The 18,603-nt window shown below is 49.4% G+C and carries 19 protein-coding genes and 2 pseudogenes; 7 read left to right on the forward strand and 14 right to left on the reverse strand.

The window, feature by feature from the left end; translation table 11 throughout:
- Nucleotides 1-190: 190 nt before the first annotated feature.
- From ACHZBS_RS04850 to ACHZBS_RS04895, 10 genes and pseudogenes are all read right to left on the reverse strand, one after another.
- Nucleotides 191-1,320, reverse strand: a protein-coding gene (locus tag ACHZBS_RS04850; RefSeq protein WP_319405398.1) for an IS3 family transposase whose coding sequence is annotated in 2 segments (ribosomal slippage) — nt 191-1,059 and nt 1,059-1,320 — 1,131 coding nt in all. Because the reading frame shifts where the segments join, the coding sequence is not laid out codon by codon here.
- Nucleotides 1,321-1,376: 56 nt separating this feature from the next.
- On the reverse strand, nt 1,377-1,667 hold the full coding sequence (locus ACHZBS_RS04855) for a hypothetical protein (RefSeq protein ID WP_319405399.1): 291 nt from the start codon (nt 1,665-1,667) through the stop codon (nt 1,377-1,379).
- A 24-nt stretch (nt 1,668-1,691) separates the two neighbouring features.
- Nucleotides 1,692-1,982, reverse strand: coding sequence for a hypothetical protein (locus ACHZBS_RS04860; RefSeq protein WP_319405400.1), 291 nt, complete (start codon nt 1,980-1,982; stop codon nt 1,692-1,694).
- Nucleotides 1,983-2,007: 25 nt separating this feature from the next.
- Nucleotides 2,008-2,373: a hypothetical protein gene (locus ACHZBS_RS04865; RefSeq protein ID WP_319409116.1), complete on the reverse strand. Its 366-nt coding sequence runs from the start codon at nt 2,371-2,373 to the stop codon at nt 2,008-2,010.
- Nucleotides 2,256-3,218: pseudogene (gene sppA, locus ACHZBS_RS04870) on the reverse strand (signal peptide peptidase SppA). Before sppA ends, ACHZBS_RS04865 begins: the two are co-directional and overlap by 118 nt.
- 156 nt (nt 3,219-3,374) lie before the next feature.
- On the reverse strand, nt 3,375-3,698 hold the full coding sequence (locus ACHZBS_RS04875) for a helix-turn-helix domain-containing protein (RefSeq protein WP_319405401.1): 324 nt from the start codon (nt 3,696-3,698) through the stop codon (nt 3,375-3,377).
- 794 nt (nt 3,699-4,492) lie between these two features.
- A complete protein-coding gene (locus ACHZBS_RS04880; RefSeq protein WP_319405402.1) occupies nt 4,493-6,856 on the reverse strand; it encodes a DUF5906 domain-containing protein in 2,364 nt (787 codons plus the stop codon).
- 6 nt (nt 6,857-6,862) lie between these two features.
- Nucleotides 6,863-7,045 carry an AlpA family transcriptional regulator gene (locus tag ACHZBS_RS04885; RefSeq protein WP_319405403.1) on the reverse strand — a complete coding sequence of 61 codons (183 nt, stop codon included), beginning with the start codon at nt 7,043-7,045 and terminating at the stop codon, nt 6,863-6,865.
- A 127-nt stretch (nt 7,046-7,172) separates the two neighbouring features.
- Complete coding sequence (locus tag ACHZBS_RS04890; protein WP_319405404.1) at nt 7,173-7,748, reverse strand: hypothetical protein; 576 nt, start codon at nt 7,746-7,748, stop codon at nt 7,173-7,175.
- Nucleotides 7,749-7,845: 97 nt separating this feature from the next.
- Nucleotides 7,846-9,066, reverse strand: a complete 1,221-nt coding sequence (locus ACHZBS_RS04895; RefSeq protein ID WP_319405405.1) for a tyrosine-type recombinase/integrase — start codon at nt 9,064-9,066, stop codon at nt 7,846-7,848.
- 137 nt (nt 9,067-9,203) lie between these two features.
- Here ACHZBS_RS04895 and ACHZBS_RS04900 point away from each other — a divergent pair.
- Nucleotides 9,204-9,286: pseudogene (locus tag ACHZBS_RS04900) on the forward strand.
- Nucleotides 9,287-9,659: 373 nt separating this feature from the next.
- Here the strand turns inward: ACHZBS_RS04900 and ACHZBS_RS04905 are convergent.
- From ACHZBS_RS04905 to ACHZBS_RS04915, 3 genes are all read right to left on the reverse strand, one after another.
- Nucleotides 9,660-9,812 (reverse strand): hypothetical protein, encoded by a 153-nt coding sequence (locus ACHZBS_RS04905; RefSeq protein ID WP_319405406.1) that lies wholly within the window; start codon nt 9,810-9,812, stop codon nt 9,660-9,662.
- Nucleotides 9,805-10,038 carry a hypothetical protein gene (locus ACHZBS_RS04910; RefSeq protein ID WP_319405407.1) on the reverse strand — a complete coding sequence of 78 codons (234 nt, stop codon included), beginning with the start codon at nt 10,036-10,038 and terminating at the stop codon, nt 9,805-9,807. The genes ACHZBS_RS04905 and ACHZBS_RS04910 overlap by 8 nt, the downstream gene beginning before the upstream one ends.
- A 192-nt stretch (nt 10,039-10,230) precedes the next feature.
- Complete coding sequence (locus ACHZBS_RS04915) at nt 10,231-10,794, reverse strand: hypothetical protein (protein ID WP_319405408.1); 564 nt, start codon at nt 10,792-10,794, stop codon at nt 10,231-10,233.
- 579 nt (nt 10,795-11,373) lie between these two features.
- On the opposite strand from ACHZBS_RS04915, the gene ACHZBS_RS04920 reads away from it, so the two are divergent.
- From ACHZBS_RS04920 to ACHZBS_RS04945, 6 genes are all read left to right on the forward strand, one after another.
- Nucleotides 11,374-13,152, forward strand: a complete 1,779-nt coding sequence (locus tag ACHZBS_RS04920) for an ATP-binding protein (protein WP_319405409.1) — start codon at nt 11,374-11,376, stop codon at nt 13,150-13,152.
- 13 nt (nt 13,153-13,165) lie between these two features.
- Nucleotides 13,166-14,545, forward strand: a complete 1,380-nt coding sequence (locus ACHZBS_RS04925; RefSeq protein ID WP_319405410.1) for a sigma-54 dependent transcriptional regulator — start codon at nt 13,166-13,168, stop codon at nt 14,543-14,545.
- A 294-nt stretch (nt 14,546-14,839) separates the two neighbouring features.
- The gene (locus ACHZBS_RS04930; protein WP_319405411.1) at nt 14,840-15,388 is read left to right on the forward strand and encodes a periplasmic heavy metal sensor; all 549 of its coding nucleotides are present in this window, start codon (nt 14,840-14,842) and stop codon (nt 15,386-15,388) included.
- 77 nt (nt 15,389-15,465) lie between these two features.
- Complete coding sequence (locus ACHZBS_RS04935; RefSeq protein ID WP_319405412.1) at nt 15,466-15,828, forward strand: SHOCT domain-containing protein; 363 nt, start codon at nt 15,466-15,468, stop codon at nt 15,826-15,828.
- A 32-nt stretch (nt 15,829-15,860) separates the two neighbouring features.
- Nucleotides 15,861-16,112 (forward strand): YHS domain-containing protein, encoded by a 252-nt coding sequence (locus tag ACHZBS_RS04940; protein WP_319405413.1) that lies wholly within the window; start codon nt 15,861-15,863, stop codon nt 16,110-16,112.
- A 798-nt stretch (nt 16,113-16,910) separates the two neighbouring features.
- The gene (locus ACHZBS_RS04945) at nt 16,911-18,131 is read left to right on the forward strand and encodes an OmpA family protein (RefSeq protein WP_319405414.1); all 1,221 of its coding nucleotides are present in this window, start codon (nt 16,911-16,913) and stop codon (nt 18,129-18,131) included.
- Nucleotides 18,132-18,192: 61 nt separating this feature from the next.
- Here ACHZBS_RS04945 and ACHZBS_RS04950 read toward each other — a convergent pair whose 3' ends face one another.
- Entirely contained in the window at nt 18,193-18,576 is a 384-nt protein-coding gene (locus tag ACHZBS_RS04950; protein WP_319405415.1) for a hypothetical protein, read from the reverse strand.
- Between the last annotated feature and the right edge of the window lie 27 nt (nt 18,577-18,603).

An 18,603-nucleotide genomic window follows, 5' to 3' on the forward strand; every position in this document is an offset into this window, starting at 1 on the left:
TGAAATAATATTTAATTCGAAGCACCACTACATATGGGGGCGGCCGAATTGGCAGTTCGGTACAGATTACATTGGAAAATTGAATCTATCACAGAAATTTGGCGACCTGAGATGTATTGAGATAGCGCTGGCTCCGGGGTGCTGGACAGAAACCCGCATTTTTAAGTGAAGAAACTCTGCCGGGTTGGGATCAGGCTGCCCGGTGTTGAGGAAGTTGGCCGAAATAGACCACATCGGGGGTCTGCCCGTCAAGCGCCGAATGCGGTCGGCGTTGGTTGTAAAAAAGGAAGTAGCGCCCCAGGCCGCGCCGGGCATCCGCCACCGAGTCATAGGCATGAAGATATACTTCTTCATACTTGACGCTCTTCCAGAGGCGTTCGACAAAGACGTTGTCGCGCCAGGAGCCTTTCCCGTCCATGCTGATCTGAATATGATGCTTTTCCAACAAGCCGACAAAGTCTTTGCCGGTGAATTGGCTGCCCTGGTCGGTATTGAAGATTTCCGGGGTTCCGTAATCCCGAATCGCTGCTTCGACAGCATCAATGCAGAAATCGGCCGTCATGCTGTTGGACAGCCGCCAAGCCAGGACACGTCGCGTCGCCCAGTCCAATACAGCCGCCAGGTAGATAAAGCCCTTGTTCATCGGAATGTAGGTGATATCCATGGCCCAGGTCTGATTGGGCGCTGTGATCTTTCGATGGCGCAGCAAGTACGGAAACACCTTATGGCCCAGATGCGGTTTGGTGGTGCGGGGGCGTTGGTAAAGGGCCTCTATCCCCATTTTTCGCATCAAGGTGGCGACATGCCTGCGACCGACACTGGCCCCGTCTTGTCGCAGCAGATCCCGTAGCATCCGGCTGCCGGCAAAGGGATATGCAAGATGCAGCCTGTCAATCTGCCGCATCAATTCCAAATCTGCTGCTGAGACGGCCCGGGGGGCGTAATAGAACGACGAGCGCGCCATTTTCAGGATCTTGCATTGCTGCACCACCGGCAACGGGTGCTGCCGATCAATCATCACTTTGCGCTCGCATCGGGAATACGACCGAGCGCGCCGGCCAAAAAATCGTTTTCCATTGCCAACTGGCCGATCTTGGCATGTAGATCTTTGACATTGGGGCCGTTGACGGCCTTGCGCTCTGCCGCTGTAGCGAACAGATCCTTGGCGTGCTCTTGCAGTTGGGTCTCCCACTGCACGATCTGGTTCGGGTGGACATCGAACTGTTGAGCCAACTCCGCTAAGGTCTGGTCGCCCCGTAAGGCTGTTATCGCCACCTTGGCTTTGAAGGTTGCTGCGTGATTCCGTCTAGGTCGTTTCATTGTCTGCTCTCCTTGGTTAACGAATAGTTTCTGCGTTATTAGAGCAGAGTTTTCACTTAAAAGCCTGTCCTTTTTTCCGAAACTGGCTCTCTCTGGTTCTTTATAAGAATTTTGGACAGCCTTTCAATTCGGCGTTGTTCGTAGCGCTCGAAGCTTTCCTTAAATCGGTCTTTGATAGATTCTCGGGCCGACAATGTCCGCATAATTTCGATTATTTTGGAGTTAATAAATTTCATTTCTTCCCTGATTGCCTCGACCGCCAGGAAGTCGTCAACCCATTCGTATTTTTTCAACTTACCGTAATAAGGCGGCTTGAGCGTGAAATCGATATGTCCGTAAGTACTCATTGAAAATTTCCTTTTTTGAAAGTTTTATCGGTTGGCCGAATCGATGTAAGCCCGGTGCTTGTTCGGAAAACGGCGGACGATCACCTTCATGGCGGCAACCTTCCCGCAGCCGTGCCGCTCCTGGTAGGCATCCACAAGCGACATGAAATCCTTGTTTTCATCGTCCTGGCTGATCAATTCTTTTTTGCCGGTTTTCAAAAAGGCCCGGTGAGCCTCCGGATCTTTCCGGACCACGGCCCGCATTGCATCGGTGCGGCTACTCTTGTGTTTGGTCTGGTGATTGCGAACCTGTTCAACAAAATCTTTGGTTGCCATTTCGAAAATCCTTTCGTGTAAAAGGTTATAGGGTCATGCCTGGATTGCGTCTTTGCAGGTAGGCCTTGTGCAATTCCGGCTGTTGACGGACAACTACTTGCATGGCGTGGGTCTTCGAACATTTTTGGTCTGCCTGGACGGCGGCCACGGCTTGTTCAAAATCGGTTTGACCGCTGCCGGCGCCACCGGCACCCGGATTCTCGGCGCCGGCGGCCTGGATGGCTGCCAGCAAGTTAGATTTAGCCTGGTTTATTGCGGCAATTTCGGGATTCATTATGATGGTTGAAGGCGTTCCGATCGCGCGGTACTGTTCAACCGTGACGCCGGTATCGACAAGCTCTTGAAACTGTGCTGCTGTCTCCTCGCCAAAACGAAGCGACAAGAGGTCCATGATGCGCTCAGCATCGCTATTTCCCGTTCGGGCATGCAGGGGCTCACAGATCTTTGGATGCTTCCTGCCGGTCTAATGGCGGTCCGGTCGGGAATCATGGCGCTGGCGGCCATGAAAGCATCCTGAAAAGTGCCGACGGCATCGGCCAGGCCGGAATCAACCGCCTGCTGGCCGATGAATACCCGACCATCGGCCATGTTTTCCAGGACCTGCTTTGAGGATACCCCGCGATTGCGGGCCACCGCATCGATGAACAGGTTATAGACCTGGTCCATCTCGGCCTGAATGACCTGACGGTGGTCATCGCTTAACGGTTAGGCATCGTTGCCGACGGCTTTGTATTTGCCGGACGCTATCACGGTTCTTTTCAGGCCCAGGTTGGCGTCATACCTTGACCAGTCATGGTGCATGTAAAGAACGCCGATACTTCCGACTTGCGCCGTACGTTCGACAATCACCCGGCTGGCCGAGCTGCCGATCCAATAGGCAGCGGACGCCATCATGCCGTTTGCAAAGGCCACCACCGGTTTTTTCTCGCGGACCTGGTGGACCAGCTCGGAAAAGGCATCCGTGCCGCTGACCTGGCCGCCGGGCGAATCGATGTCCAGGAGGATCGCCTGCACGTCGTTATCTGCAACGGCTTCGGAAAAAATCCGGTTCAAAACGGTCAGTGGCGTGCCGCCGTAAAAAAATGACCAGAAGGAACCGCGTTTGAAGATGGTTCCGTTAATGGGAATGATGGCCACACCGTTGCGCAGCATGAAATCATCGGCCTCGGTCGGATTTTCCGTGAAGCGGATGGCCATCTCGGCGGCTTTTTCGGGACTGGGCACTCTCCGGAGCATGTTCTCGATGGCATCGGGAAGAATCTACCAGATGGCTGAAGAACTCAATTCATTGACGTTCATAGACTCTCCTTTCTTCGGAATTGGTATTGCCCCGGGCAGGGAGGCTTCTGCCCGGGGCTGTGATCCCGGTCCGTCAGATCATACAGGAGACCCTCATGCCGTAGTGTTGTGCATCTTATGAACCGAGCGGTTGTTCGGAGGGTATAGGAAGAAAGTGGGCGGGAAGTCTGGCAAGCCTGTCACGCCAGTCACGGCAGACGCATCAGTCACAGTTTTTTGGGTGCAAGTAAACGCCATTCTCAAGCTGGAATTGGGCGATGCTGCGCTTGACATATGAATCCAGGGAGTCAGAAACGATTCGGATAAACTACAAACCCGGCAGGCCTTTAGTTCGCCTGCGCTGGCCAGCCGGTAAACAGTCCGGGAGCTGCAATTCAAAATCTCGGCGACTTCTTTAACGAGCAGTAGTTTTTTCATATCGGCCCATCCTCACATACACACGCGGGGGGCGGCACTTCCGGCAGGGAAGCAGGTCTGATAGCTGTTTTCCATTTTACGAAAAATTATTTGAGAATTCCGGCTATATGTCTCAAATTATTTAGTAAAAATCTCTGAGCGGAATGAAAATTCCGTTTTTCCTTCCATATGAAAATTTTAAGTGGACGGGCCGACTGAGCCTATTGTCGCCGCATTAGGAAAAGGCCCAGGAAGGACCCGCGACGCATGTTCACAACGATCCAACTCAACCAGCTCATAGTCGCGGCCAGATCCGACAGAGCAATGGGCTATTCGGTGCCCTAAAAAATCATGGGGATTTTCCGTAACCTTTCCGCCGCCGTGAGTATGACGCTTGCCACACCATGGGCATCGAGGGATTATCCACGATCTTACGGTTTCGGATTCTTTGAGATAGCATCGGGCAATCTTGGTGGTATGGTCCGCTTCTGTCATCATGATTCTCCTAACTTATTGTTATTATGGATAATGTCCCTAACGTCCCCCATTGATTTTCATGAGAGACGTTGTATCTATTTGATATAACAATAAATATACCTTGCGTCCCCGATGTCCCCCATATTTAGAAGAAATCCATTTTAAAACGTAAACTGCTTTTCTCTCCCCTTTGCATGATTCTCTCTTATATATATATTTCATGTGGGGACATTGGGGACATTTGGGACATGATACGTAAATACAGCAAGTTACAAGATTCAATATCGGGGACGCATCGGGGACGCATCGGGGACGCAACCCATAAATGAAAAGCGGATTCAAAAGGGCACTTCATCATCATTATCCCAATTAATTTGGTATTTTATTTTCTCTTCAAACAGTTTTCTGGCAATCTCAAGAGGCGGCAGCCGATATGTTTTAAAGCGCTTACCACCTATCGAAAAAGCCTTTTTTGGGCCACCATATGTTGGAACCAGTTCCCGGACCCGCCGCCCGAATTGTGTGGGTGAGAGCAAGCGATTGCGGATGTTAAGGCGTTCGGAGAAACGGCAATATAGGGTATAAAGACCTCCACGGGATATTATGTCCGGCCATGGTTGATCGGAATTAGGCCCTTCATTTTGGGGATCAGCAAGTTCACCCTCCTGCAAGAGATGAAACCAAAAATGCTCTTCCGGAGTCATGGATTCAATTGCTTGGGAAAGAAATTCCTCGGTTCTAACCGCTTCCCGCAAATTACAGGTTACTTTGCGAGCCATCAGAAACCGGGCCAGATCAGCAACACCGCCTGTTTTCATTCGTTGATTGATGTCATGAAAATACTGGTAATCGCGTTGTCGATCACTCTTCACATGAAGAGCGAGGAAGCGCCGCTCCTCCAGGCCAGTCGGAACAATCCAGGTTGAATTCGATGCGAAGATAAAATTGACGTGGTTCTTTATTGGATAAGGATTGACAAACTTTGGCTCAATCAAAATCGTGGCCTCAGAAATCAAACCCTTGATATGCCCCTCTGATCCGCGATTACCGGCCCATAAAGCTTCATCGATAAAGGCTAAAATGACATCCTTGAAATGTTCAGTAAATCGACCGGTAAAATGAGCCTGCTGGGTAACGTGGATAAAATGATTGCCGAATATCTGGCCGAACGGTTGAACAAAACTGCCTTTTCCTGTTCCTTGCGATCCGCGTAGTACAATGGCAGTTCCTGGCCGATCTCGCCCCTTGTTTTGTACGAGGTATGCCATCCAATCCAAAACCCAATTGCATATATCGTCATGGCCGCCGCAAATAATGTTCTTAACGTGGTCAAGGTATAGCTCACAAGTGCTGGGGCCGGTCTTTAATACCGGTGGTTTGTAAAGATTGTAGTAGCCTTTTGGATTATTCCGGGTATCAAGTATCAGCCCATTATATTCGCGACGGTAAGGGCTTTTTAACCAGATTTTCGCCCAGTCGGTGAATGTCGGTTTTCCTTTTGAATATCCGGTGATGATGATCCGGTTTTCAAACCAGGATAAAAAATCCTGTTTCCGCAGGTAAGAGATGTCGGCCCTACCCGTAGCAGGGTGAACGTGCTCCATGATAATCAGAAATTTACCGTCGATCAGGATGGCCGCAAATGTCCTGTTCAGTACCCGGATAATGGCGGCCTTCGCCATTTGAATCTGCTCCGGATCAGGATCGGAGATTTTCCGGTATTCTTTCAGGAATTGTTCATCTGATTTCTGATTTTCGCTATCGGATTCTGATTCGTGGGGCCGATCAAGGCTTTTAGCCGTGTAGACTTCACTGCATTGGGAAATGGCGCGTTCAATAGTGGCCTGGCCATAGGTGCGGCCATCGCTGTGGTGTTTCCGGTCCCATTTCTCCCGATACAAGCCGGATGACTTGAAAACGGCATCCATGCGACCGGCATCCCTGCCGTACCAGAACGCCAAATATCCGCATAAGGCCTGGTCGGCTTCGGATTGCGAAGGATACCCGGCAAAATTGCCGCTTAGGAGCTGCTGGATCTTACCACCGGTGGCCGATTGCAGCATGCGCTGCATGATTTCGCCATCATCAGAAAAGGAAGGGCTCCGGGCATTGATGGGTTTATGCTGAATATTCGCTTTGCCAAATATGCTTGCATGCACTTCGGTGAGTTGCTGCTGTCTGGATTGAATGTTTTTTGGAGTGCCTTCGAGGTGGTGCCCGGTTATCGTCAGAAACCGCCCGGATTCGTAAAACTCAAACGATCCCTTTTTGCGGCCAAATTTGGGAAGGGTGCCGAAAACGAACAGCCTTAGACCGGTGCCGCTGGGACTTATTTCGGTGTAGGTGTTTAGCGAATAAACAATATCTCTGACTTTTTTAGGTAACTTCTCAAGTTCTAAATCCTCACCCGGCTTTATTAAGTCATCAATATCAATTCCGGCAATTGGATCTTTTTCAGTTAAAACAAATCCAATTCCGGCAAATTTGCCCTTCGATTCCTGATAAGATTGGAAAGCCGTTTCAAAATCGATCCAGTCATGAAGATTGTTCACGCGGGCTTTGCGGCCTGAACTAGCGATATATGGGACCTTGGTCCATTTCTCTTCCCTTAACACTGCTTTCCAAACAACCCATTGCTTGAATGGCTTTAGTGCCTCTGGTATTTTTTGCGGGTTAACCGGCAGGAATTCGGTCAATTCCATATCCGTTTATCTTTCTGCAGCCCGCTGCTCAATCCAATCATCAACCTCTGATTCAAGCCAGCCTGCCGAATTGCCACCCAGTTGAATCCGCTTTGGAAAATGCCCGTCTTTTTCCCATCGCCATATAGTCACGTGAGAAACAGGAACTTTCTTTTTAAGATCCGGCCACCGCAAAATTTTTTCAGACATGATTGTCTCCCTTTAAAAAAATGCCCATCAAGGTTACGTCTTGATAGGCAACATAAAAGGGAGAAATAAGAAAAAAAAGGGGGTAAACCTTAGTAAATTGATTTTTACCAAGGTTTTTATAAATTTTTCATGTGTTTTCAGTGAAATGCTTTTTAGGTCTACCCGTTTGCTTGTACCCTTTTGGAATACTTTTCCATATAATTTCGCTTACTGATTCTTTTATCTCCGGATGATTTTTTTCAATAAAAGTAAATGCACTTTGCTTTGTTACCTTAACAGGGGTCTTTTCTACACAATAAAGAAACAAACCTATAGTTGCCTGGACTGCTGTTGTAAAAAGATCACTTCCGGCCAATGCGTTGCATGAAGTGAATAGGCTCTCGGCGATTGTTTCCTGCCTCTGACTTGTACCCCATAAGCCAACCACCTCTTCATTCTTAAAAATACAATCGCATAGCCCCAGATATAATATTCTCGGAGCATATCCAGTTTTGCTTTTTGTTATCTCCTTTTTTACCCCTTCAACAACAAGTTCATTTTGTCTCTCGGCTTCAGCACGATCAACAAATATCTGATAATACTGGAGGGCTCTAAATTCTTGACTGTAAGCGTGAAGTTCTCTTTTTTTGATAGCACAGTAAATTTCAAAGTTTTGTTTATTCCATTCGGTCTTAATCTGTTCGGTGGTTTTCCAATCTTCCATGGTTTGCGTCTCCTGCCACGCACCTGAAATGGTTATCCGGGGAAGGCTGGTTCAGGATTGCCAGCTTTTCGGGAGCTACCCTATCCCCGGAAAATTTTTATTCTGACCGTGTCGAAAACTGGATTACGTTATTTGCCTGCCCGTTATCATGACCAATGATAGCAGATATCTTCGTCTCCCATCTGATTATCGCCTGTCGCTTTTCATTGTCATAAGAATGCTGATTATAAACGGCCAAAAGGCCTTGAAGCTTGTGACCCAATACTCTTTCGGCTATGACATCGGTAACACCTATTTCTGCAAGCCCTGTTCTCAGGGTTCGCCGTAAATCATGAGGGGTGAATCGTTGGTCAAGTTTCATTTCTTTCCAATGCCGATGAATAGCCTTACCCAACGCAGCTCGGCTCAATGCATTGCCCGGTTTGTAGCTTGATTCGAAAACATAGTCACAGTCGGGGGAAGAAAAACTTTTGGCATCTTTGAGAACTTCAAGCGCCATGCGGCCAAGGGGGACCCGGTTTTCCTGCCTGTTTTTAGCCCGTTCTGCCGGTACGGTCCATACATCGCCATCAATTTCCGACCATCGCATATCGGATATTTCTCCTGGCCGTTGTCCAGTCAAAATAATCATTTTGATGGCAAGTTTAGTCGGCCTAAAGATATCAATATCCATATTTTCCAGATCCAAACCGGCCCAAAGCTTCTTTATTTCATCATCGGACAAAACTCGCGTTCGTGGGTTTTCTTTCGGCCGCTTCATGCCCACCATAGGGGAAAAATCGATTATTCCCCGTTCCGCCGCAAAGTTCCACATGCGGATCATTGCGGACTGTAACCGGCTTGCCCCAATCGGTGCCCGCTTCCGCACTTTGTCAATCAGCAAGACGGCATCTCGCCGGGTGATGTCGGCCACCTTCCGCTTTCCCCAAGCCGGAAGAATATCTTTCTTGAGAAGGCGTTTTCGTTCATCCCCTGATGGTTTATTCGAAAGTTCCACCAGGTAAAATTCGTCAAGGAGTTCTTTCACTGTCGGCGCAGTTTTTAGCTTTGCTTTTTTTTCAAGGGCCAACGCTCCAGGGTCTATTCCTTTATGAAGCTGTTGAAGTGCCAGGCCGTGCTTTTCGTGGGCTACAGCGACACCTATACCTGGCCATTTTCCTAAACCCATCCGTCTCGGTCGGCCATCGAACTGGTATCGAAAAATCCAGGTTTTCAAACCCGAGAGAGCCACACGGATATAAAGTCCCCCTCCGTCATGGATCTCATAGCGTTTGCTCTTCTTGCCGAGTCGCTTGATTGCAAGCTCTGTAAGCGCCATGGTAGGTTTTGCCCCTTAAATTTGGGTACAAATTTGGGTACAAGATTGAGGCTTATTACAGTGATTTTTGATGGAATGATATGAAAGGCAACTTAATTGTTTTTTGATATGATGTCAATATTTTCGGTAATGTTTTGTAGGGTGTTGAAAAGGCCTGTAATTCGACCTCTTTCGATTTGGGAGCAGGGGGCCGAAGGTTCAAATCCTTTCGCCCCGACCAATTTTAAAAAATTAAAACGGGAACTTAGCAACTAAGCTATTTTCCCGTTTTTTGTTTATTTTTCTTTGGGTACAAGAATCAATAGCTTTACAAAAATAGATTTGATGTCGCTGTGGCAGTTGATCAATGGGAATCCCGGTGAGTGCGATTTTATCAGGAAGTTCGGTAAACTGCCTGATGCTGTGGCCTTGGATCTGAATGATCGATATCAAGGATGGAAATTGGGTATCAGTTGGAGCTGTCTGGACCACAGCCAAGGTATTTGAAGCAACGAAATCCTACAGTGTTCGTGCCTTGATGCTACCAAGCAGGGGGCCCATTACAGTCGGAATCACCATAAAAGATGCCGGAAATTGGCAATCTTCACATGCTGTCATTGAGTGATTGTTGGCGATCCTCCCATGTCGGCATCAGAACCTTCTTCTACTGCGCCGGAGTTAGATCCTTCTTGACCTATCTCCTCGTCCACGCCATACACCCCAGCCAGGAGTGCGATTTCATCATTAGGTTTTTCGCGTTTATTCATGCAGTTTTTTTGTCAGAAAACCAACCAGCAGCAGCACGACAAGGACGCCGCCGGTCAGCATTAGCACCCATACCAACCGCACCAACCAGATAATATACTCCTCATCGCTCAGGCTACGCGCGTATTGCGTCACCGGCAGGATAACAGCCGCAACGGAAGCCAGGACGAATGCTTTGACCGCCAACCCAAGTATACGTCCCAGCTTGTTGTTGGTACCCTTCATCATCCAACAACCTTTTATTTCGCCATTTTAATAATGGTATCAACCTGTGCTATATTGAGAATTCTTGGTTATCAAAAACAACGAATTTATTGCAGATTCGCTTTGGACATTTTAAAATCACCTTGGCAATGGGCCGTTGTCAAACATTTACTCTGCCGAGATCTTAACTCTTAATGCGTATCATATCAATTCGATCTATCCTCCAAGCAGATTTAGCAAACCATGACGATCGGTAAAGTGCAAACCTATAAGGAAGCCTTGAAGGAAAGCAACTGCCGATAAAACAAACACGACTATCCCCAGACTTAAAAGCCCCAGGAATAGATCGATTGTCTTTTCAAAAAAAAAACTGATCCCAAACACGATCAATAATAGTACGGTTATCACCAAGGCAATTGTCTGAGTAGGTAAATCGCCAGCGAAGCTGAACTGTTTTAAATAAGAGAACAACCAGAAGAGTCCTGTACCCATCACGGCTACTATAATGAATGCTATCGGAAGTTTTTTCAAAGCACGGCTCACGAAGCAGATGCCCAAAAGAAACATCAGAAGAATGGATACCCCCGACACCTCAGAGCCTTTCCCACCCTGCAACACCATCGCCACCGGAGCCGCTAAAAGAATCGCACCGAATAGGAAAGAGACCACCTGAAGAGTTTTGCTCTCGTTTTCTCGTCGTTTTAGGGTTCGATTTACCCCCAACACACCCCCCAGCGCTCCGGAAACTAACAAAAACCACGGGATATAGGTCTCAATCATAGGTTATCTCCGTACCCTGTTATCGACTATTTTTACTAGCATGGCCCGTTGTGATTATTTATCAGAATCGCAGGTATTTTCAGCACTGATATTTTCATGATCGTTGGAAATATCAGAAAAATCCGTTGTCAAATTTCTTTCTGTGATTACAAAATGAAAGTCAACTTATCATCGAAAAAGGTCGACTACCAGATGTTGTGGTCGGCTTTTCTGATTTTTAATCAACCGCCGGGTACACCCTAACAGCAGATACCTGAAATATTTGGCAGCTTGTGATTACTAATGCGCATACTATCTTCGACCCAAATAATATTTCGATAATAATCCCAACAAATTTTATGCCGAGTTATTATATCAGAAACCATTGCTTGACGCTTTATCAATCGTTTATAAATACGGGTTCTCCTGGAAACATCGCATTTGCCTTAATTATCTTTCAATCGAGTGTATAATATTTACCCGGCATTTAAAAAAGACACCAGATTGTGTTTACTAAATACACAATCCTGCTTAAGATAATTGGTATTATCGGTAATCATACAGAAAACGCACATTGTATAAGGACGACCAGAACCAGTCATGAAACAAAGCACCCCGACCGGCCTTCGCAGTGGTTTGCAAACTTCTCCATGGATCATCCTGGGTTCGACCGTCATCCTCCTGATCGCCGTCATCGTGTTCGCCGTCCAGAATTCCCATCGCGAAAAACAGTATATGTCCCAACTGATGAGTACCAAAGGTGCTGCCCTGATTCTTGCAGTTGAAGCCGGTACCCGCGCCGGGATGATGGGCATGATGTGGGGTGGACAACAGATTCAACAATTGCTGGAGGAGACCGGCCGGCTGCCCGATGTTCTCTACATGGCGGTGGTAGACGAAAACGGGATTGTGGTCGCCCATAGCGACCCTTCCAAGATCAATACTCCTTTTCGCCAAAACAGAAAACTGATCCATCTGGGACCGGATCTGAAAGAAAACTGGGAATTGGTGGACCTTGGTGCGAGTAGGCGTTCATTCGAAGTTCATCGCCATTTCCGGCCCCTTTTCACGGATGGTGGCGTCGAATACAACCACATGCAGGGAATGATGCGGCGGCATATGATGGGGCCTGTTACGGCAGATGATTGGTTTGCACCGCAAAACCGTCAGCAGCTGCTTATCGTCGTGGGACTGGACGTTGACCCATTTGAAGCAGCGACGCGTGAGGACATTCGCACGACGGTCGTGATGTCGGCAATCATTCTGCTTACAGGGTTCGGTGGCTTTGTTTCGTTATTCTGGATGCACAGCTATCGCGCTGCCAAACGATCATTGCAGGATACCAGCGCCTTTGCCGATGAACTGGTCACCAACTTACCGGTAGGATTGATCGCCACCGACCAGGCTGGCCATATTACCTTTTTCAATGCAAAGGCAGAAACCATCACCGGTTTACGGGCGGTCTTGGCAAAAGGTCAAATAGCGGACAACCTCCTGCCTGCGAACCTGTGCGGTGTTGAACAATCGTTCAACCGGGGGAAGACTATCACCGAGCAGGAAACCGAGTGTACCTTTTCCGATGGACGGTCCGTGCCGCTGAGCATCAGTGCCGCGCGTATCATCAATGAGATTGGCGAATTTATCGGCCAGGTATTGATTCTCAGGGATCTGCGTGAAGTCCGGCGTCTGCAGGCCGATGTCCGGCGCCAGGAAAAACTGGCCGCTTTAGGTAAACTGGCCGCCGGCGTCGCCCATGAGATCCGCAACCCGTTGAGTTCTATCAAGGGACTGGCCTCATTCTTTGCGGACCAGTTTAACGACGGCAGTGAGGCCAAAGCAGCAGCCGGTGTAATGATCCATGAAGTGAATCGACTGAACCGGTCCATTTCCGAACTGCTGGATTTTGCCCGCCCAACCGATTTGAAGCTTCAATCTATCGATCTCGCCCCGCTGCTGGGCCGTTCAATTCAATTGATTCAGCAGGACGCAGCCAACCAGAACGTTCAGATTGATCTTTCCGTCGCCGATGACATCTGCCCGGTGCGCATCGACCCGGACCGCTTCAACCAGTGTTTGCTCAACCTTTACCTCAATGGGATTCAGGCCATGACAGACGGGGGAATATTGCGTGTCGCCTGCGCTTCCGAAAACGACCGGCATGTGCGCATCACAATCAGCGACACCGGTCAAGGGATTGTCGCGGATCACCTCGGCAAGATTTTCGATCCGTATTTTACCACGAAAAACAAAGGGACCGGATTGGGTCTGGCAGTTGTGCATAAAATTATCGAAGCCCATGGGGCGAATCTCAACGTGGCCAGCATCCCCGACAAGGGGACAACCATCACGATCCAGCTTCCCTGCAGCCCCTCAACTTAAACATGGGTGAGCAATGACTGCGATTAGACCAACCCGAATTCTGATTGTTGACGATGACTCGGGTCACTTGACCACCTTGAAGACGATTACCCGCAGTTGGGGGTACCTTGCCGAAACCGCTGATGACGGTGATACTGCCCTCGAGCGGGTCACCGCCGAACCATACGATCTCGTCCTGATGGATGTCCGCATGGCTAGGATGAGCGGCATCGAAGCCCTGGAACAGATCAAAGCCTACAACCCTTCCATTCCTATCATTATCATGACCGCCTATTCGTCCGTGGAATCGGCCGTAGATGCATTGAAGGCCGGTGCATACGATTATCTGATCAAGCCGCTGGATTTTGAAGTGTTGAAACTGACGATCGAACGGGCAAGGGAACATGCCGGGCTCAAAGCCGAAAACGAGCAGCTCAAGCAACAATTGCGTGTCGATTTGGACACCCCCCAGATCATCGGCAAGAGCGACGCCATGAAGGCGTTGCTGGAGATGCTGGCCATGGTGGCCCCTTCCGAAGCCACCGTACTGATCACCGGGGAGAGCGGCACCGGCAAGGAGTTGGTCGCCCGCTCGCTGCACGTCAACAGCCCTCGAAAAGAACAGCCCCTGGTGGTTGTCAATTGCGCGGCCATTACCGAAACCCTGCTGGAGTCCGAGCTGTTCGGACATGAGAAAGGCGCCTTCACCGGCGCCGACATGCGTCGAGAAGGCCGTTTCATGCAAGCCGACCGCGGCACCATCTTCCTGGATGAGATCGCCGAAACGTCACCATCCATGCAGGCCAAACTGCTGCGGGTGCTTCAGCAAAAGGAGATCCAGCGGGTGGGCGGTAATGATGTCATTCAGGTGGACGTGCGTATCGTGTCGGCCACCAATCGCGACCTTGAAGCCGAAGTAGCCGAAGGGCGCTTTCGGGAAGACCTTTTTTATCGCCTCAATGTCATGCCTCTGAACGTACCGCCGCTTCGGGAACGCCGCGACGATATCCCACTGCTGGCCGATCATTTTCTGAGAAAATACGCTGAAAAAAACCGCAAATCCGTCAAGGGTTTTTCTCCCATGGCAATGGATATGCTCCTGAAGTATGACTGGCCCGGCAACGTGCGGGAACTGGAAAATGCCCTCGAGCGCGCCGTCATTCTCCTGACCGGTGAACACATCACCGAGAAGCAGCTTCCCTTAAACGTCGCAAAAAAGTACCCCGGCCTTGAGATGTCGACAACAACCATGACATCAGCGTCGAACGGTACGCGCTCGCTGGAAGAGATAGAAAAAGAGGCCATCCTATCAACCTTGTCGGCCACGGATGGAAACAAGAGCGAATCCGCCCGTCGCCTGGGCATCACCCGAAAGACGTTGCACAACAAATTGAAGAGCTATGGTATCGGTTAATTGTACCTGAACAATCTGTAGACCCGTTTGTCTGGGTGTATGATATTTACCCACATCCTTTCTCCCACAGCGAAAAACTGGTTATTTTTTACACGTATGTCGATAGACCAATGCCAATCGGCAGCCCTTCACCACACCGTTTGTTCTGAATAATAAATAACAAATACAGATAGATAAAAACATTCCAAAGATCCTGCCTTCACTGGCACACCCGTTGCTGAATGGAAAGACAAGACAGCAGCACTGTTGACAGTAGCAAAGAACTTTTAACGAACTGAAAAAGGAGTATTTTCAATGAAAACGAACAAAATGAACATCATCGGTTTGGCAGCGGTTCTAACCTTGGCTATTGCGGCTATCGCTTTTGCTAACGACGGCTACGGTGGATACATGGGAGGATATGGTAGTCATATGATGGGTCGAGGGTACGGCGGCGGATACATGATGGGGCCGGGTTACGATGGCGGCCACATGATGGGTCCGGGGTACGGCGGTCACATGATGGGATATGATTCCGATGACGGTTCGTATTGTCGCGGTGGCGGTGCCTGGGGGAATCTGTCCGACAAGGATTCGGCCAAACTGGATGCATCTCAGGAGAAGTTCTACAATGAAACGCGTGAACTGCGCAATCAAATCGATGAGAAGGGTATTGCCCTGAACAACGAAATGAGAAAAGACAACCCGAACAAGGACAAGGTCTTCGAGTTGCAGAAAGAAGTTTCCTCCCTGCGCAACGACTTCGACCAGAAGGCTTTGGCCCACCAATTGGAAGTTCGCAAACTGCTGCCGGATAACTTCCGGGGAAGCGGTTATGGTAATGGTCGCGGATATTGCTGGTAGTTTGAACCACTTTTCCGGGGCGGTTGGTTCAACCCGCCCCGGAAGTTTGAACGATCATCGTTCAAAGGGAGGGTCTCATGAACAGAAAAACCAGCACATTGATGAGTCTGGGAATCTCTGTCGCACTGATCATTGGTACCATGTGGTTTCTTTACAATCACCTTAACAGCTTCGGCTACGGCAACGGTCGGTGGATCATCCCGCATCATATGATAACAGGAGGCGGTGGCATGGGGATAATCATGATTCTCTTTTGGGTGGCCCTCATCGCAGCTATTGCGCTGGTCGTTTCAGGTGTCATTTCAGGCAAAAATTCCTCGGACAGTCAGGGCAACCGGCGACACCCCGATGCCATGGAAATCTTAAAACACCGTTATGCCAAAGGTGAAATTGACAAAACGCAGTACGAGAGCATGAAACGGGAACTGCAACAGCAGTAGCATCCAATCATGAAGTAAAAGGAAGGTGCCTTATGACAGCCCAAACCCAACTCAAAACATTCGTCGATCCGGTCTGTGGGATGTCGGTCGATCCGGCCACAACAGCCGCCAAGACGTGCCACAACGGCGTTGAAATTTATTTTTGTGCCCGAGGGTGCAAGAAGGCGTTCGATGCCCATCCTCAAAAATATACCGGATCCAGAAAAAAGAAGGGATTCTGGAAGCGCTATCTCGACCGGCTCAACAAAGCTACTGGCGGAAAGCCACCTTCATGTTGCAGTTGATCAATATCCGTACTGAAAATATTTTAGGTTGGAAAATTCTACATATTGTGGTCAGCCAAAATATTGTTCAGATAAAAATTACATACCAGTTTCTTTAGATATCAAATAATTTTTGAAGGTTGCGGTAAATTGAAATTATCCAAGAAAAAGGGCGCTGTCAAATATTGGCCTAATAAGGTCATCACTCCCTTGGATTTTGTTGGTTCCATTTAACAAGACCAAAAGGTTAAATTTCAAAAAAACGGCCCAGGTAAACCACCCAGGCTGTTTTGGTTTTTTCAAGTTGGATTGATTATTGTTTCTTTCCAATTGGGAAATGAATGACGTTTTCTCGGTTATTGGCGCGCTGAGCAACGCGGCGAGTCGGGATGCATCGGCGATCGAATGCCATCGTATTTATGAACCGGGGCACTTAGCCGACCTAATTAATGATCTCTACGAAATCCCCTTCTGTTTCAACCTCCAAAGCTGTTTTGGTCACCGTCAGCATCGAAGTTGTTGACCGCCGGGAGACTGAAAAGCCCGGTCGCGGCATTGTCACCTTCGCACACCATGTGAAAAACCAGCACGGCGAACCTGTCAGGCAATCCCGGGTCACAAGCATGGTCCGGAAAACCTGTTGAACGGTTCGGGGTTGGGCTTGCACTGACCCCCAAATGGATACTCTCGACAATTACGGTGGCTTGGGATATTATCCATCCATTCTGATGGCTCCAGACAGACCTCGGTTTCAACAGCCGGGGCAAAGGACACAGCAGGCACTGTTTACGTGTTCATAGATGAATCAGGAGACTTTTTATGAAAAAATGGGTGACGGTAGGTTTAGTAACGCTTTTGTGGATATGCTCAGTCGCGGCTCCCATGGTTGAGGCTGAATCTGTAAACCTGCTCTCCTTACAGGAAGGCGCCCTGCCGGTGGTGATCCCAGCCACCTATAGCGGCTGGAACACCGAAAACGTGCTGGACGACAGCTCGGCATCCGGCTGGGCCAGCGAGACAGGCAAAACCAGGGACAATGTGTTTGTTTTTGAAATGGCCGAACAGGCAGTGCTCGAAAGCTTCGAGTTCGACAATGCCGCTGTGGATGATAAGGGCGCCAGTGCCAAGGATGTACTGGTGGAGGTTTCCGTCACCTCGGCCGAGAGCGGCTTTTCGCCCGTGCTTGAAACCGGCTTGGCGGATAAGGTAAACCAGCAGCGTTTCGCCGCCACCCGAAAGTCCCCGGCACGCTGGGTGCGGCTGACCGTCCACAACAATTACGGCAGCCAGGGTTGGACCGAAATTTTTTCCTTTCGCGGCTTTGGCGAAAAACCAACTGCGACAACGCCAGGCAATATTTCAGGCACCTATGAAACCAGCTACTCCCTGTTCCATATTCGCCAACAGGGAACCGCCCTGACCGGCTGTTATGAATACAACGGCGGACTGATAGACGGCACCATTGAAGGCCGTGTCATGAAGCTCACCTGGCAGGAATCGGGCGGCCCGGATAACCGCGGACCAGCGATCATGGTTTTTGCGCCGGACGGTAAATCTTTCCGGGGATTTTTCTGGCATCAGTACAATGCCGGGGAAGCAGCCAACGGCAACTGGGACGGCACCAGGCTCTCCGCCAATGTCGGCGGCTGTCCGCACTGGTCAGGCTCGGTGGGCGGGGAACTGAAAAAGAAGCTTACAGCTGAAAAACGTGCCCGTCTCTACGGCATTCTATTTGATTTCAACTCCGCTACCATCAGGGGCGAATCAAAACCAGTTCTGGATGAAGTCCGCGACCTGCTGGGAAACGAACCGACCTGGAACCTGACCATCGAAGGCCACACCGATGCCATCGGCTCGGACGACCACAACCAGAAGCTCTCCCAGCAGCGCGCCGATTCGGTAAAAAAATTCCTGGTGGCCGCCGGTATCGACGCCGGCCGGCTCAAAATCATCGGATTCGGCGAATCAAAGCCGGTAGCCGACAACAACAGCGAACTGGGTCGCGCCCAGAACCGGCGGGTGGAGCTGGTGCGAGAATAGAAAGATGTTGCCAACTATTTTTTCTCCACCAAAATAATGAACGTCATATCCGGTCCTTCTATCATTCCTGGGCCGATAAATGGCCGCTGGATTTTGGCCCACAGTTTCGAGCCGGCCAGGTCATTTGCCCCGTCGAAGATAAAAAGGCGATCTTGAGTTCTTTACCGGAGGGCAACCTTTGCGCTTTGCCCGGACCTGCATATGGCATCTTGTATTCTTTCCCGCCCCCCCGGTAAAAAGCAAACACCTTATCGAAAGAATCGCCAGTCACGTAAATGCTTGGTTTGGTATCAAGCTTGGCCTGCGCTGCCTGCCGGGCGGATTCCTTTGTGAGTTGTTTGTCCAGCTTTGCTCCGGGATAGAGTTCAAAACCTTCTGTGTATGTAATGGATATTGCGACAAACAAAGCCAAAACGGTTAGTATACCGTACAACACTCTCCTCATATCTTCTCCTCCATGGCTTGATTCAAA

This window comes from uncultured Desulfosarcina sp. (assembly GCF_963664155.2).
Taxonomy (GTDB): Bacteria; Desulfobacterota; Desulfobacteria; order Desulfobacterales; family Desulfosarcinaceae; genus Desulfosarcina.